Below are 14,337 nucleotides of genomic sequence, written 5' to 3' on the forward strand. Positions count from 1 at the left end.
GGCGGGACCCCCGCCTTCGCGGGGGTGACGATGAAGTGGCATGGTGCCCCCAACAAAAAAGGCCGCCCTTTTCGGAGCGGCCTTTCGTGTTTCGGCGCAAACCGTGATCGGGTCGATCAGGGCTGCTGCAGATAGGCGATGAGGTCGGCGCGCTTCTGCGCGTCGGGCAGGCCTGCGAACACCATCTTGGTGCCCGGCACCACGCGGGCGGGCTTTTCCAGATACTGGAACAGCTTTTCCGGGGTCCAGGTGATGCCGCTGTTCTTGTTGGCGGGCGAATAGTTGAAGCCTTCGACCGAACCGGCGGCACGACCGACGATACCAGCGAGCGAGGGACCGACGCGGTTCTGGCCGGCTTCCTTCACGTGGCAGGTCTTGCACTGCACGAACACCTTCTCGCCTTCAGCGGCGTTGCCGGTGAAATCGGCAAGCTTCTTGCCGTCGAGCGTATCGGTATTGTCCGCGGCGGGCGCTTCGGCAGCAGCCGGGGTCGCCGCGGGGGTTTCGGCACCAGCGTCAGCGGCCGGAGCGGCGGCCTCTTCTTCGGCCTTGGGGGTTTCGCTGCCGCCCGAGCAGGCGGCCAGCATAGCAACGCCAGCGAGGACGCCGGCATAGCGCAGTGCATTCATTCTGGACATGAACTCTCCTCTTGCTCGGCGACATTCGCCCTGAAGCAGCGGTCAATATAGACGAGCCGGACCCGTTGAAAAGTGGGGAAGGCTGCGGATGAACGCCAGATGAAGAAAAATGTTCATCGAAAATGGCATCCGGCGTGAAAATTTACGCATTCTGGGCGCAACTGCGCCCGGGCGCCCCGGTCCAGCGCCCAGCCGCGCGATGCCGCTTACCTGAATCGGTGCACGATGCGTTGGAGGGCAATGGGGGCGCTCAAAGGAGACGAACGATGAGCAAGCTGATCCGCAATGCCCTGGCAGCCACGCTGCCGCTGGTGATTTTGGCCCTGCCCGCCCAGGCCGGAACCCCTCGCACCCTCCCGGCGCGCGATGGTGCCCATGCGCCGCCGATCCGGACCGAACCGGTGCAGGGCGTGTATAACCAGTCCTGGTACAATTATGTCGCCGACATCAACGAGGCCGACAAGGAACTCACCAGCGATCTCAAGCGCGCGACCGACCGCGAGGACCGGGCCGATGCATGGGAGGAATACGAGGTCGAGCTGGCCGATGCCGACAAGGATTACGTCAAGGAAATGCGCCAGCGCGGCTACAAGGTCGGCCGCGTGACGGTGCTGGCCTATAACGATTGAGCAGACCCATGAACTGTGGGTAGCGGCCCGTCTCCAGGCTCAGCGGAGATGGGCCGCCTCAGGTGCGGCTAGACCCAGAAACCGCGCCGAAACCATTTGGTGACGATGTATTTCGTGCCCGCCGTCACCGGATTGCCGCTGTGCAGCAGATAGGGATTGGGCCGACCGTCCAGGCCCATATTGTTCCAGATCAGCAACATGCCCGTGCGCGGCAGCATCTTGAATGACAGTTGCGGGAACTCGGTTTCGCCCCCGCCCTGCGGCTCGTTGAGGAACACCATCGCCGTCCAGCTGCGCTGCCCGCCCTTGTTGCGCTCTTTCTGCCAATAGGGCTGGTCGGTATGGAAATAGTCGTGATGGGCCTTGAACTGCTGGCCGACGGCGTAACGTTGTCCCTGCAGCGTTTCTCCCCGCCGCGAATCGATGCCCATCAGCCCGCAGATGCGATCGTCAATGCGCAGCACATCGGGGTGCCAGCGGTCGAGATTGCAGCTGTAGCTCGTCCGAAAATCATTCTGATCCGCGCCGGCGCCTGCGCGATACAGCTCCGAAGGGATCGCATCGGCATCGATCATGCGGATGAGCTCCGCGCATTCGCCGGGGGCCATGAAATCCTGATAGCAATAGATCTGCATCGGGACCTTCACATCGTCGAACGCGATGCGCTGGACGCGCGGATGGGCATCGAGCTTGTCGCCCACGTCGCGGCTGATCCTGGCCAGTTCGCGCCGATGCAGAAAGTCGCTGATCATGGCCGGGGGATGGCGCGCGGGCCCTGTGCCTGTCAACCCGGGCGGTCGTGAAAAGGAAAGACCCGCCGGATGGCTCCGGCGGGTCTTGCACAGGTCGCAGCATGCGCGTTGCGAGCCTTACCAGAAAAAGTCGTTGATCACATCAACGACCTGCCCGGTATAGATGTCCACCAGCAGGACATCGCCATAATAGCGGACCCAGCGATACTGGCCATAAGCCGGGGGAAGGCGATAGGCCCAGGGGTCGTTGATCCAGAAACTGCTGGCGAAAAACGGTGCGCCCAGCGTGAAGCCGATGCCCAGGCGGCGATAGTTCCAGCCGCGCACCGGCGGGTAGTAGCGCCCGACATTGAAGAAGGCGCGGTTCTGGTTGCGCCAGCCATACCAGTCATAGCGCCGATCGTTGCGCCATCCACGATCCCAGCCTCGTCCGCGACCGTCCCAGCCGCGCCGGTCCCAATCGCGACCGTTCCAGCCCCGATCGGCCCAACCGCGCCGATCCCATTCGCGCCGATCCCAGTCGCGGCGGTTGTCGCGATAATCACGGCGGTCGTCGCGCCTGTCTGCACGGAAATCGCGGCGATCATCCCGGCGATCGCGGCGGAAATCTCGCAAGTCTCCGCGCTGGTCGCGGCGGAAATCCTGGCGATCATCGCGCCGGTCGGCGCGGAATTCGGGCCGCGTCACGACGCCGTTGCGGAAATCCTGCCGATCTGCGCGGCGCTCCTGGCGGAAGTCGCGCAGATCACCGCGCTGCTCGCGGCGCAGATCCTGTCGGTCGCCGCGGCGTTCCTGACGGAAATCCTGCCGGTCGGCACGGCGTTCCTGACGGAACTCGCGCGGCGTATCGATCCGCGCGGTGCCGATGGTGTTGCGATTCTGCCCGCGGAACTCGCGGCCGCCACCGCCGCGCTGGCCGCGAAACTCGCCGCCCCCCCGGCGTCCTTCGCGCTGCTGTGCCGCAGGCTCGAGCCCTGTTGCCATGGCGATACCGGGTGCGGTCGACTGGACCGCCAGGTCGGCGGCTTCGGCCCTGTTCGACGTCCATAGCAGACTGGCCAGAGCCAGCGCTGCAAGCCCTGCCGGCAGCCGGAGATGGCGCGCTTGCGGGCGGGAGTGGGTAAGGGAGGAGGGGGATGCTTCTAGGATTGGTGACATGACCAAAATCGACCTTTCGATAATGGCCTGGGCAATCGTGTCGGCAACCACGCGGCACAGGACTGTTGATACTGCAAGGCCATTACAAAGCGGCGCCTGACCCTCAGCTTAACCAATATCGTATACTTCAGAGGCGTTTGTATAGCTATGCCGTCGAAATGAAGGAATTGCATTGCACGCTGAGTAATTCAAGCGTAGCTTGCAACTGCATGAGTTCGCAAGCGGTCCGCGTCCTGGCGTTGCTCACCGGCAAGCCCCGCCCTTTTCGTGAGGATGGCACGATGAGCGCCATTGCGCGCCAGCCGGCGACCGGTCCTGTCATGCTGGGCGAGCTGGGTTTCGAAGGCGATCAGGTGGCTGATCCGGTACACCATGGCGGCCCGGACATGGCGATACACCATTATCCGTTCGACCATTATGCCTATTGGCAGCAGAAGCTCGATTCGCACAAATTGCTGCAAAAGCCGGGTGCGTTCGGCGAGAACATCTCGACGCGCGGGCTGGTCGAAAGCGATATGCGCATCGGCGATCGCTTTCGCCTGGGCCAGGCGCTGGTCGAACTGACCAAGGGACGCCAGCCCTGCTGGAAACTCGATCATCGCTTCGGCGTCTCGGGCAAGCAATCGGTCATGGCGGAAATCGTGCGCACCGCGCGTTGCGGTTTCTATTATCGTGTGCTTGAACCCGGGCTTGTCCAGGCAGGCGATGTCATGCGGCTGGTAGAGCCGGGGCCGTCGGCCTGGACCGTGGACCGCGTGTTCCGGCTGCTGGTCGGCGGGCAATACAAGGCAGAGCCAGAGGCCGTGCGCAAGCTGGCCGATCTGCCCCAGCTCGCCGCCGATTGGCGCAAGCGTGCGGCCGCGCTCGCCGATTGAAGGGAAAGCACATGAAATCGACGCACCGGCCGATGCTGGGGCTGATGCTGGCTTCGGCCTGCATGGCAGGTCCTGTGGCTGCGCAGGACGCCAGCGACCCCGCCGCAATCCACCAGTCGATCCTGACGCTCGACACGCATCTCGACAGCCCGGCCAATCTCGACCAGCCCGGCTGGCGGATTACCGACAGGCACGATGTGCTGGCCGACACGACGCAGGTCGATCTGCCGCGGATGATCGAAGGCGGCCTCGATGGCGGCTTCTGGGTCATCTATACCGATCAGGGTCCCAACGACGCGCGCGGCTATGCGGTGGCGCTGGCGCATGCGCTCAAGCGGCTGCACCAGATCCACGATTTCGTCGCCGCCAATCCGCAGAGCTTCGCGATCGCCACCAAAGCATCGGATGCGGCGCGCATCGCCGCAGCGGGGCAGCGCGTGGTCTATCTGTCGATGGAGAACAGCTATCCGCTCGGCAACGACATCGCCAATCTCGATGCCTTCTACCAGCTCGGGCTGCGCATGGCGGGGCCGGTGCACAATGGCACCAACCAGCTTGCCGATTCGACCAATGGCGAGGCGCTGCACGGGGGCCTCAGCGATCTCGGCAAGGCCTGGGTGCGCGAGGCGAACCGGCTGGGCATCATCATCGACGCCAGCCATGCCGCCGACAGCACCTTCGACCAGCTGCTCGAGCTTTCGAAAGCGCCCATCATCCTTTCGCATTCGGGGCCCAAGGCGCTGCACGACCATCCGCGCAACCTCGATGACGCGCGGCTCAAGGCGCTCGCGGCCAAGGGCGGGGTGATCCAGGTCAACAGCCTCTTCCTGTCGCCCGACAAGCCGCGTCCGACGGTCGATGCGCTGCGCCCGCAGATCGAGACCGCCGATAGCCTGCCGCCCGAGGAGCGCGCCGCGCTGATGAAGCAATGGGCCGAGGCCAATGCCGCCGAGCCGCGCTCCGATACCGATTTCGACCGCTACATGCAGGCGATCTTCTATTGCATCGATCTGGTCGGGGTCGATCATGTCGGCATCGGTGCGGACTGGGATGGCGGTGGCGGGGTGATCGGCCTCAACCAGATCAGCCAGATCCCCAAGATCACCGAGACGCTGCTGAAGCGCGGCCTGTCGCGCGAAGATGTCGAGAAGATCTGGAGCGGCAACGTGCTGCGCGTGATGGCCGAGGTGGAACGCGTCGCGGGCAAATAGCCGGCCCAGGGCTATTTGCGTGCCTTGCGCGCGGAATTGCGATAAGCTCCCAGGGAAGACCGGATGGGAGAAGGCCATGACGCGTCGGATTTCCAGCTCTTTCGCGATGCTGATCGCGGCCCTGGTGTCGCTGTCCACGGCCTCGCTGGCCGCGCCCGAACGCAAGCCCGATCTCGCCGATCTGGTTGCGGGGACCTATGTCGGCGACATCATTTCCGATGCGCGCGGCTCATCGAAATCGGGGGTGACGATCACCGTCACCCGCGTCGCCAAGGACCGGGTGGCGATCGCCTGCGATTGCGCGCGCATCCCCAAGGTCGAAATCCCGATCGAACGGGCGATGGACGCGATCCTCGCGAGCAGCGGGCCGCATGTCTTCCTGATCGAGAACCAGCGCGACCCGCGCCGGCTCAGCCTGACGATCGATGACGCGTCGCTGAGCCTGGAAAAGCAGTAACCCTTGCCTCTTGGGGCACCCAGCCCTCGTCATTCTTGCGAACGCGGGAATCCCGCTTTTGCGCTCATGCTGGAGAAGGAAGCGGGACCCCCGCCTGCGCGGGGGTGATGAAATTGGGCAGACGGAAGACTACGCCATCTCGACCGCGAACAGCGTTTTGCCCTGATAGCGCTCCTCGTCGGGATTGAACACCGGCTGAAGGTCGAACTCGTGCGCGGTCAGTGCGAGGTCGCCCAGTCCGTCGAGCTTGAACGCGCTGACTTTCAGCTCGCGCGGGGGCTTGCCGTCGCGCTCGAGCGTCACGCCATCGAGATAGAGCTGGTCGTGCTTTGTATACAGGATGTGCGGCGCCAGCCTAATGCGCTGCCGGTTATAGGTCGCCTCGAGGCATTTGCGTAGCGCGATGGCTTCCAGGATGGTCTTGTTTGTATCCATCGCGACAATATGACCAATGCTGCACCGCGTTTCAACGGAAAATTGTGCGGTGCAGCATAAGTCCTGATGGCGTCACGCCTTTTCCTCGGCCTCCAGCTCGGCCAGCCATTGCTCAAGCCACTTGATCGTGTACTCGCCCGACAGGAAATCGGGTTGGTCGAGCAGCGCCTGGTGCAGCGGGATGGTGGTCTTGACGCCCTGCACTACGAATTCCTCGAGCGCGCGCTTCAGGCGCATGATGCAGCCCTGGCGGGTGCGGCCATAGACGATCAGCTTGGCGATCATGCTGTCGTAATAGGGCGGAATCTTGTAGCCCGCATACAGACCGCTATCGACGCGCACATGCATGCCGCCCGGCGGGTGATAATAGCTGACCAGGCCGGGCGAAGGCGCGAAGGTGCGCGGGTCCTCGGCATTGATGCGGCATTCGATGGCATGGCCGCGAAACTCGATCTCGTCTTGGCGGACCGAGAGCGGATGGCCTTCGGCAATGCGGATCTGTTCGCGCACCAGATCGACCCCGGTGATCGCCTCGGTCACCGGATGCTCGACCTGAAGCCGGGTGTTCATCTCGATGAAGTAGAACTCGCCATTTTCCCACAGGAACTCGATCGTGCCCGCGCCGCGATAGCCCATGTCCGCCATCGCCTTGGTGACGACCGCGCCCATGCGCGCGCGCTCTTCCGGTGTGATGACCGGCGAGGGGGCTTCCTCGAGCACCTTCTGGTGGCGGCGCTGCAACGAACAGTCGCGTTCGCCGAGGTGAATGGCATTGCCCTTGCCGTCGCCGAAGATCTGGAACTCGATATGGCGCGGGTTGCCGAGATATTTTTCCATGTACACGGTGTCATCGCCGAAAGCCGATTTGGCCTCGCTGCCCGCCTGCTGCATTAGCGTTTCGAGCTGGTCCTCGGACGGGACCACCTTCATGCCGCGGCCGCCGCCGCCCGATGCCGCCTTGATCAGCACCGGATAGCCGATCGATGCGGCGATGATCTTGGCCTCGTGGATGTCCTTGATCGCGCCGTCGGAACCAGGGACCAGCGGCATGCCTAGCGCGCCGGCGGTCTTCTTCGCCTCGACCTTGTCGCCCATGGTGCGGATATGTTCGGGCTTGGGGCCGATCCAGATGATCTTGTGCGCCTCGACGATCTCGGCGAACTTGGCATTTTCCGAGAGGAAGCCATAGCCGGGATGGATCGCGTCGGCCTGGCTGATCTCGGCCGCCGAAATGATGTTGGCGATGTTGAGATAGCTCTGGCCGGCGGGCGGCGGCCCGATGCACACCGCCTCGTCGGCGAGGCGCACGTGCATCGCATCGGCATCGGCGGTGGAGTGCACCGCGACCGTCTTGATGCCCATCTCGTGCGCTGCGCGGTGGATGCGCAGCGCGATTTCGCCGCGATTGGCGATCAGGATCTTCTTGATGGCCATGGGCTTACTCGATGACGACCAGAGGCTGGTCGAACTCGACCGGCTGGCCATCCTCGACCAGGATCGCGGTAACCTTGCCCGCGCGTTCGGCGGTGATCGGGTTCATCACCTTCATCGCCTCGATGATCAGCAGCGGGTCGCCGATCTTGACCGTCGCACCGACGCTGACGAAGGGCGCGGCACCCGGTTCGGGGGCGAGATAGCTGGTGCCGACCATCGGCGACTTGACCGCGTTCGCCATCGAGGGCGCTGCTGGCTCTGCCGGGGCGGCAGGCGCCGCGGGCGCGGCGGCCGGGGCAGCAACGGGTGCGGGTGCTGCGGGGACCGCAACGCTGGCGACCGGTGCGGCGCTGATCGTGCGCGCGACGCGGATCTTGCGATCGCCGTCTTCCACCTCGATCTCGCTCAGCCCCGTCTCGCCCAGCAGTTCCGCCAGTTCGCGCACCAGTTTGCTGTCGATGTTCATGCCGCCTCCCTGTTTGTTGTTGCTGCTTTTGCCGCTTGGTGATGCCATGGTCCTGCGCCCTTTATTCTGCTTTTGATCAGGGGCGGCTCTTTGGCTGCTCCCGTGCGTAATTTCAATCGCTCACCCGCATCATGCCAGCAGACGCGGGGGCGTCAAAGCTCATAACTGCGCTGCGGCCTCCAGCGCCAATAGATAAGACGTTGCGCCAAAGCCGCAGATCGTGCCTTTGGCTGCGCGCCCGACGAACGACACATGGCGAAAATCCTCGCGCGTGTGCGGGTTGGAAAGGTGCACCTCGATCACCGGCGTGGTGATCGAGCGGATCGCATCGAGCAGCGCCACCGATGTGTGGGTATAGGCGCCCGCATTCAGCAGCACCGCCTTTGCGCCGGTCGCCTGCGCCTCGTGCAGCCAGTCGACCAGATGGCCCTCATGGTTGGACTGGCGCATGTCGATGGAAAGGCCCAGCGCCTGCGCGCGGTCTTCGAGCTGACCTGCAATATCGTCGAGCGTGTCCGATCCGTAGATTTCCGGCTCGCGCAGGCCCAGCAGGTTGAGATTGGGTCCGTTGAGAACGAAGATGGTGGGGTGATCGGCCATGGGGACTTTCCGTTCGCTGGCCGGATGCCGCGAGATGCCCCTATGCGGGAAACCGCCGGGTTAGGCAAGAATCCCGCTGTGGACGCTCAGCGGGCCGCCGCCATAGAGCCAGTCCCAGCGCGCCATCACCGCGTCGGGACGCGCGCTGGCGGCGCGGCCGAGCGGCAGCCGCATCGCCAGCGTGGCCAGCGGATTGCCTTCGTGAAAATCCACCCCGTTCGATCGCGCCATCGCCTGGATGCGTGCGGTGCGGGGCTGGCGCAGCGCGAAGAAGCGGGCGAGCGCGGGCGCGATATCTTCGCCCTCGAGCGGCAGCAGTTCGGCCAGTGCATAGCCGTCCTCGATTCCCATCGCCGCACCCTGCGCCAGAAAGGGCAGCATCGGGTGGCAGGCATCGCCGATCAGCAGCGCCCGATTCCGGTGCCAGCCGCGCATCGGCTTGCGGTCGAACAATGCCCAGCGCAACGGGCGCTCGACCCGGGCCAGCAGGGGGGCTAGCGCGCTCCAACCGACGAAATCCGCGCGCAGCCGGTCGGCATCGCCCGGCAGGTTCCAGCCCTCCTCGCGCCAGTCGGATTGCTCGGTCACCGCGACCAGATTCACCAGATTGGGCCGGATGCGATAGGTCACCGCATGGCGGCGCGGCCCGAGCCAGGCCCCCACGCCGGGGGGCGGTGCGGCGGGGTCGGCGGGATTGATCCGCACCAGCGCGCGCCAGGCGACATGGCCGGTAAAGCGCGGGGTTTCCGGCCCGAACAGATGCGCGCGCACCGCAGAGCGGATGCCGTCTGCGCCGATCAGCAGGTTGGCGGTCAGCGTCTCGCCCGATGCGGTGGTGACGGCAACGCCGTCCGCGCGATTATCTATCGTGGCCAGTTCCGTGCCGAGGCTCAATACACCGGGGCCCGCCTGTTCGAGCGCCTCGGCCAGGATCGCCACCAGATCGGCGCGGTGCAGCGTCACATAGGCCGCGCCCCAGCGCCGCTTTGCCGCTTCGCCCAGCGGAACCTTCAGAATCTCGCGCGCGCTGCGGCCATCGCGCAACGTGATCGCCGCCGGGCTCTGTCCCGCCGCGGCCACCGCCTCGCCGATGCCCAGCGCATCCAGCACGCGCATCGCATTGGGGCCGAGTTGCAGGCCTGCGCCCACCTCTTCGAGCGCGGGGGCCTGTTCGATGATGCGCACGTCATGCCCCTTGCGCGCCAGCGCCAGCGCAGCGGCCAGCCCGGCAATGCCAGCACCGGCGATCAGGATGCGCATGGATTGGACCGGGGGCAGGGCATAAACCCGTTTAGCGCGCCATCGCCATCATGCAACCGGCGGTCTTTCGCACGGGCCCATCCGCCGCTATGCCAGCGGTCATGCTGCCCTCGCTGCTCATCATCGATGATTTCCTGGCCGATCCGCACGGCGCGCGTGCCGCTGCGCTCGGCCTTGGCTACGACCCTGCGACGCGCAAGGGCAATTATCCCGGCACGCTCTCGTCCGCGCCGCTTGGCATCGCCGGGCTCGAGGCGGCGGTGGCGCGGATCATCGGCGTTCCCGTGGTGCCGCAGCCGGGAACGACGCACGGCCATTGCCGCCTGACGCTGAAGGGCGATCGCGGGGTCAGCGGCGTGCATATCGACCCGTGCTTCTATTCGGGCATCCTGTACCTGAGCCGCGACGAGGACGCGCGCGGCGGCACCGATTTCTTCCGCCACAAGCGCACCGGGCTCGAGAAAGTGCCGACCGATCCGCTGGCGCTGGCGCAAAGCGGCTATGCCGACGCCAATGCGCTGGTCGAGGATGTCGTCAACCGCGACACCTTTCATCCTGCGAAATGGGAGCGCGTGATGCGCGTGCCGATGCGCTTCAACCGGCTGATCCTGTTCAGCCCGTGGCTGTTCCACAATTCGGCGGACGGATTCGGCACCACCGGCGAGAACGGCCGCCTGGTGCACCTGCAATTCTACGCGCGCGGCTGACCCGCCCGCTTACGATTCGCCGTTTGCGTTCATCGCGCGGGCCTGCGCCTTTCTGCGGCGAAGATTCTCGCGCAGATTGGCGGCAAGCCTCGCCTTGCGCTCTTCGGCAGGGGTCAATTTCGGCGGGGCTGGCGGCTTTTCCATCGGCTTTGCTGCATATCGTCGCACAGGCGCATTTGGCAAGACCGGCGAGGGTTGACAAACCATCGGCACCTGCGCATAGGCGCAGGCCTTGCGAGCGGGCAGCCACGGCGACCCGCTCTTGCAAGCCTGCGAAATGGTGTGCTGCTGTAGCTCAGTGGTAGAGCGCATCCTTGGTAAGGCTGAGGTCGGGAGTTCAATCCTCCCCAGCAGCACCATTTCGCCCTTCCCCCTTCAACAAGGCGGCCCTTTCAATATGGCGGCGTGACCCGCTCCTTTTGTGCAGCGGCGGCGTCTGCCCACCAGGTCAGTTCGTCGGCGAACTTCCCGAAGCTCCGCTCCAGCGACGCGCCGCCCGATCCGATCGGCTGGCCCTGCTCGTCGAGCGTCTGCGTGATCTGCCCGACCGAGATCATGCTGGGGATCACCACCATGCCCATTTCGGATAGCGTGGGGTGCCAGGCCTGGCCGGCGCGCACGCCAGCAAAGCGACCGGCGGAATAGGTGGCGAGCGCGGCGGGTCGCCAGAACCACTGTTCCAGAAAATGGTCGGTCAGGTTCTTGAGGCCCGGCTGCACGCCCCAGTTATATTCGCCCGCCACAAACAGGAACGCGTCCGCCGCTTCGATCTTTTTCGCAAGGTCCTGCATGGCCACCGGCGCCGTGCCGGGCTCGTATTCCTTGTACATCCGGTCGAGCATCGGCAGCCCGACCGCCTTGGCGTCGATCAGCTCGGCCTCGACCCCGCGCTCGCCGAAGCGGCGTACGCAATAATCGGCGAGCCGGATCCCCGCCCGGTCCGAGCGGTATGATCCATAGAGCACCAGCAGTTTCTTCATCGGCAATCTCCTGTCCCGGACGATACGGTCGGACTGCCGCACGGTTCAATCGGTAAACACCACCGTCTTGGTCCCGTTGAGCAGGACGCGGTCGGCCAGATGGTGCCGCACCGCGCGCGCGAGCACGCGCCGTTCGATGTCGCGGCCCTTGCGCACCAGCGTATCGGGCGAATCGGCATGGGTGATCTGCTCGACATCCTGCGCGATGATCGGACCTTCATCGAGATCGGCAGTGACATAATGCGCGGTGGCACCGATCATCTTCACTCCGCGCGCATGCGCCTGGTGATAGGGCTTGGCCCCCTTGAAGCCGGGCAGGAAGCTGTGATGGATGTTGATGCAGCGGCCCGAAAGGAACGCGGCGAGATCATCGGAGAGGATCTGCATGTAGCGCGCGAGCACGACCAGTTCGGCCCCGGTCTCTTCGACCACGCGCTTGATCTCCGCCTCCTGCTCGGCCTTGGTCTCGCGCGTGACGGGCAGGTGGTGGAAGGGAATGCCGCCAAGGTCCAGCCCGGCCAGCGACTCGACCGGATGGTTGGAGACGATGCCGACAACGTCCATCTGCAATTCGCCGATTCGCCAGCGATAGAGCAGGTCGGCCAGGCAATGGTCGAACTTGGAGACGAGGATCAGCACCTTGCGCGGCACGTCGGCAAGGCGGAGCGACCAGTCCATCGCATATTCCTGCCCGAGATCCTGGAAGCGTGCGTCGAGCGCTGCGGTCAACGTGTCGGGCAGTGTGAAGACCACCCGCATGAAGAAGCGCCCCGTCTCCTGATCCTCGAACTGCGCGGCCTCGCGGATGTTGCCGCCGGTGGCGAACAGCAGGCCGGTGACGCGGCTGACAATACCGGGGCGGTCGGGGCAGGACAGGGTCAGGATGTGCAGTGCGTCGCTCATGTTCGGCCTTGGGTTCGCATTGGATCCCATGCTGTTGCCAAGAGCGCGCGCTCGCGTCGAGCCTTAATCTGCCAGCACGTCGTTCCATTCCGGGTGCCGCCGGAAAGCCGCGACGACATAGCTGCAGCGGGGAATCACCTTCCACCCCTGTGCACGTGCCGTATCGATGAGCGCATCGACCAGCTTGCCGGCAATGCCCTGGCCGCGCATCGAATCGGGTACATAGGTGTGGTCGGCGCTCACGCGTCGCACGCCGCCGACGGCCGGTGCTTCGGCATAGGTCAGTTCCGCTTCGGCGCCTTCGGCGCGATAGACGAAGCGCCCGTCCGGGCCTGCGGTTTCGTGATCGATGGTGATCTGTTGGGGACTGTCCATGCGGCTGCTCCTTGCGCAATCATCGCCTCGCCCCGATATGGAAAGGGCATACGGGATCGGCAAGAAGACGCCCGGAGGCGTCCAATCGTTGCGCGATTGCAACGCTTGCCACGATTCTGGCGGCGCAAATGGCGCGTTATCCGCACGAAACCCTTTATCTATCAGCTGACTTGGCTTATATCGCGCGCTCGAAGAAACATCAGGAGATTTCGCTATACGTCCGCCAGCACCCCGTCGCGGCCTTGTTCTGCCACCCAAATCCGGCCCGCGCTTCAATCAGTTCATCCAGTCGCCCCAGGTTCGGGTGATCGATGAGAATGGCGAAAATCTTGGCGTATTGCGTACAGCAGATGCGATAGAACGTGCCGCAGCCGTGGGCCTCGACCTGGTCGAGGTCTCGCCCAATGCCGAGCCGCCTGTCGCCAAGTTCCTCGATGTCGGCAAGTACAAGTACGAGGCCCAGAAAAAGGCCAATGCCGCGCGCAAGAACCAGAAGACGCAGGAGATCAAGGAGATCAAGATGCGTCCGAACATCGATGACCACGATTATATGGTCAAGATGAAGAAGGTTCATTCGTTCATCGACGAAGGCGACAAGGTCAAGATGACGCTGCGCTTCCGCGGTCGCGAACTGTCGCACCAGCAGCTGGGCATGGCCCTGCTTCAGCGCGTGCAGGAAGACGTCAAGGAAATCGCCAAGGTGGAGGCCTATCCGCGCATGGAAGGCCGCCAGATGCTGATGGTGCTGGCACCCAAATAAGGGCGCGCGCCGGTTTCCGGCTTTCAGCGATATTTCGAGCGGCTCTGGTAGCTGATCGTGACACTGTCATTGGCGGGCACGGTCACCTGCCACACATGCTTGCCATCCTTGCGAATCAGCTTGCCCGTCGCCTTGCGAATATCGGTATCGGCGACCTGCGCGAGGTCGATCTCGGCGGTGACGGGCTCGGCATTGGCGTTGGTCAGCACCAGTTTTTGCGTTTCGGGAGCACGGTCGTTAGCGCCGGGCTGGGTTGTGCTGGTGAGAAGCACTGCATCGCTCTGGCCGATGGTGAATTTCACCTCCTGCCCGATCGCATAATCGCGCATCCGGCCCTGGCCGATTAGCAGGCCGTTATCGCGCGACCCATCGAACACTGCGACCCGGCCTGAGGGCAGCGGCAGGCCAAGCCCTGTGGCCGTCTTGTTGTCCATGCGCAGTTCGATCTGCAATGGGGTGGGGAAGACCCGGTTTCGTCCGGCATATCCGCGATAAACGAGTCGTGCTGGCACATTCGCTTTGGACAGCAGCTTGACCTGCTTCTGCCCCTTGGCCGCGACCGTCGAGCGGAAGGGAACGCGGTAAAGCTTGAGATCGCCCAGTTCCTCGAGCTCGGCTTCGACATTGCGCGATGCGGTGACCATGATCGCGTCCGCCTCGCCGCGCACCGGCGCGGTGCGCGCATCGGGGCCATGGC

18 protein-coding genes, 1 tRNA gene and 1 pseudogene are annotated in these 14,337 nt (G+C 64.6%); 7 read left to right on the top strand and 13 right to left on the bottom strand.

Annotation, left to right across the window (positions count from 1 at the left end; translation table 11 throughout):
* Positions 1-116: 116 nt before the first annotated feature.
* Positions 117-629, bottom strand: a complete 513-nt coding sequence (locus AX735_RS21915) for a c-type cytochrome (RefSeq protein ID WP_060979767.1) — start codon at positions 627-629, stop codon at positions 117-119.
* A 275-nt stretch (positions 630-904) separates the two neighbouring features.
* Here AX735_RS21915 and AX735_RS21920 point away from each other — a divergent pair, with 275 nt between their 5' ends.
* Positions 905-1,267, top strand: coding sequence for a hypothetical protein (locus AX735_RS21920; protein ID WP_066284761.1), 363 nt, complete (start codon positions 905-907; stop codon positions 1,265-1,267).
* A gap of 68 nt (positions 1,268-1,335) precedes the next feature.
* On the opposite strand, the gene AX735_RS21925 is transcribed toward AX735_RS21920, so the two are convergent.
* Positions 1,336-2,019, bottom strand: a complete 684-nt coding sequence (locus AX735_RS21925) for a 2OG-Fe(II) oxygenase (protein WP_066284762.1) — start codon at positions 2,017-2,019, stop codon at positions 1,336-1,338.
* A 117-nt stretch (positions 2,020-2,136) separates the two neighbouring features.
* Complete coding sequence (locus tag AX735_RS21930) at positions 2,137-3,177, bottom strand: RcnB family protein (RefSeq protein WP_082751253.1); 1,041 nt, start codon at positions 3,175-3,177, stop codon at positions 2,137-2,139.
* Between the two features lie 209 nt (positions 3,178-3,386).
* Here AX735_RS21930 and AX735_RS21935 point away from each other — a divergent pair, with 209 nt between their 5' ends.
* The 3 genes from AX735_RS21935 to AX735_RS21945 all read left to right on the top strand — a co-directional run bounded on the left by AX735_RS21935 (position 3,387) and on the right by AX735_RS21945 (position 5,720).
* The gene (locus AX735_RS21935) at positions 3,387-4,052 is read left to right on the top strand and encodes an MOSC domain-containing protein (RefSeq protein WP_066284764.1); all 666 of its coding nucleotides are present in this window, start codon (positions 3,387-3,389) and stop codon (positions 4,050-4,052) included.
* An 11-nt stretch (positions 4,053-4,063) separates the two neighbouring features.
* Positions 4,064-5,263 carry a dipeptidase gene (locus tag AX735_RS21940; protein WP_231750219.1) on the top strand — a complete coding sequence of 400 codons (1,200 nt, stop codon included), beginning with the start codon at positions 4,064-4,066 and terminating at the stop codon, positions 5,261-5,263.
* Positions 5,264-5,339: 76 nt separating this feature from the next.
* Positions 5,340-5,720: a hypothetical protein gene (locus tag AX735_RS21945; RefSeq protein ID WP_137775658.1), complete on the top strand. Its 381-nt coding sequence runs from the start codon at positions 5,340-5,342 to the stop codon at positions 5,718-5,720.
* A gap of 129 nt (positions 5,721-5,849) precedes the next feature.
* Here AX735_RS21945 and AX735_RS21950 read toward each other — a convergent pair whose 3' ends face one another.
* From AX735_RS21950 to AX735_RS21970, 5 genes are all read right to left on the bottom strand, one after another.
* Positions 5,850-6,155 carry a WYL domain-containing protein gene (locus AX735_RS21950; protein ID WP_066284766.1) on the bottom strand — a complete coding sequence of 102 codons (306 nt, stop codon included), beginning with the start codon at positions 6,153-6,155 and terminating at the stop codon, positions 5,850-5,852.
* A gap of 72 nt (positions 6,156-6,227) precedes the next feature.
* Positions 6,228-7,589 carry an acetyl-CoA carboxylase biotin carboxylase subunit gene (accC, locus tag AX735_RS21955; RefSeq protein ID WP_066284767.1) on the bottom strand — a complete coding sequence of 454 codons (1,362 nt, stop codon included), beginning with the start codon at positions 7,587-7,589 and terminating at the stop codon, positions 6,228-6,230.
* A 4-nt stretch (positions 7,590-7,593) separates the two neighbouring features.
* Entirely contained in the window at positions 7,594-8,055 is a 462-nt protein-coding gene (gene accB / locus AX735_RS21960; RefSeq protein WP_171007770.1) for an acetyl-CoA carboxylase biotin carboxyl carrier protein, read from the bottom strand.
* A gap of 159 nt (positions 8,056-8,214) precedes the next feature.
* Positions 8,215-8,655, bottom strand: a complete 441-nt coding sequence (aroQ, locus tag AX735_RS21965) for a type II 3-dehydroquinate dehydratase (RefSeq protein ID WP_066284769.1) — start codon at positions 8,653-8,655, stop codon at positions 8,215-8,217.
* A 60-nt stretch (positions 8,656-8,715) separates the two neighbouring features.
* A complete protein-coding gene (locus AX735_RS21970; protein ID WP_066284770.1) occupies positions 8,716-9,915 on the bottom strand; it encodes an FAD-dependent monooxygenase in 1,200 nt (399 codons plus the stop codon).
* A 101-nt stretch (positions 9,916-10,016) separates the two neighbouring features.
* Here AX735_RS21970 and AX735_RS21975 point away from each other — a divergent pair, with 101 nt between their 5' ends.
* Positions 10,017-10,622: a DUF6445 family protein gene (locus tag AX735_RS21975; RefSeq protein ID WP_066284775.1), complete on the top strand. Its 606-nt coding sequence runs from the start codon at positions 10,017-10,019 to the stop codon at positions 10,620-10,622.
* Between the two features lie 9 nt (positions 10,623-10,631).
* Here the strand turns inward: AX735_RS21975 and AX735_RS27140 are convergent, their stop codons facing one another.
* A complete protein-coding gene (locus AX735_RS27140; protein ID WP_277817010.1) occupies positions 10,632-10,766 on the bottom strand; it encodes a hypothetical protein in 135 nt (44 codons plus the stop codon).
* 140 nt (positions 10,767-10,906) lie between these two features.
* On the opposite strand from AX735_RS27140, the gene AX735_RS21980 reads away from it, so the two are divergent.
* Positions 10,907-10,981: transfer RNA gene (locus AX735_RS21980), tRNA-Thr, on the top strand.
* Positions 10,982-11,014: 33 nt separating this feature from the next.
* On the opposite strand, the gene AX735_RS21985 is transcribed toward AX735_RS21980, so the two are convergent.
* The 3 genes from AX735_RS21985 to AX735_RS21995 form a co-directional block, all read right to left on the bottom strand.
* A complete protein-coding gene (locus tag AX735_RS21985; protein WP_066284771.1) occupies positions 11,015-11,602 on the bottom strand; it encodes an NADPH-dependent FMN reductase in 588 nt (195 codons plus the stop codon).
* Between the two features lie 45 nt (positions 11,603-11,647).
* A complete protein-coding gene (gene purU, locus AX735_RS21990; protein WP_066284772.1) occupies positions 11,648-12,505 on the bottom strand; it encodes a formyltetrahydrofolate deformylase in 858 nt (285 codons plus the stop codon).
* A gap of 63 nt (positions 12,506-12,568) precedes the next feature.
* Positions 12,569-12,880 (bottom strand): GNAT family N-acetyltransferase, encoded by a 312-nt coding sequence (locus AX735_RS21995; protein WP_066284773.1) that lies wholly within the window; start codon positions 12,878-12,880, stop codon positions 12,569-12,571.
* Between the two features lie 214 nt (positions 12,881-13,094).
* Here AX735_RS21995 and infC point away from each other — a divergent pair, with 214 nt between their 5' ends.
* Complete coding sequence (gene infC / locus AX735_RS22000) at positions 13,095-13,640, top strand: translation initiation factor IF-3 (RefSeq protein WP_082751251.1); 546 nt, start codon at positions 13,095-13,097, stop codon at positions 13,638-13,640.
* A 23-nt stretch (positions 13,641-13,663) separates the two neighbouring features.
* On the opposite strand, the pseudogene AX735_RS26145 reads toward infC, so the two are convergent.
* A pseudogene (locus tag AX735_RS26145) lies at positions 13,664-14,337 on the bottom strand (hypothetical protein); the annotation flags it as partial.

The sequence above is a fragment of the Blastomonas sp. CCH1-A6 genome (assembly GCF_001556365.1).
In the GTDB taxonomy this organism is placed as follows: domain Bacteria; phylum Pseudomonadota; class Alphaproteobacteria; order Sphingomonadales; family Sphingomonadaceae; genus Blastomonas; species Blastomonas ursincola.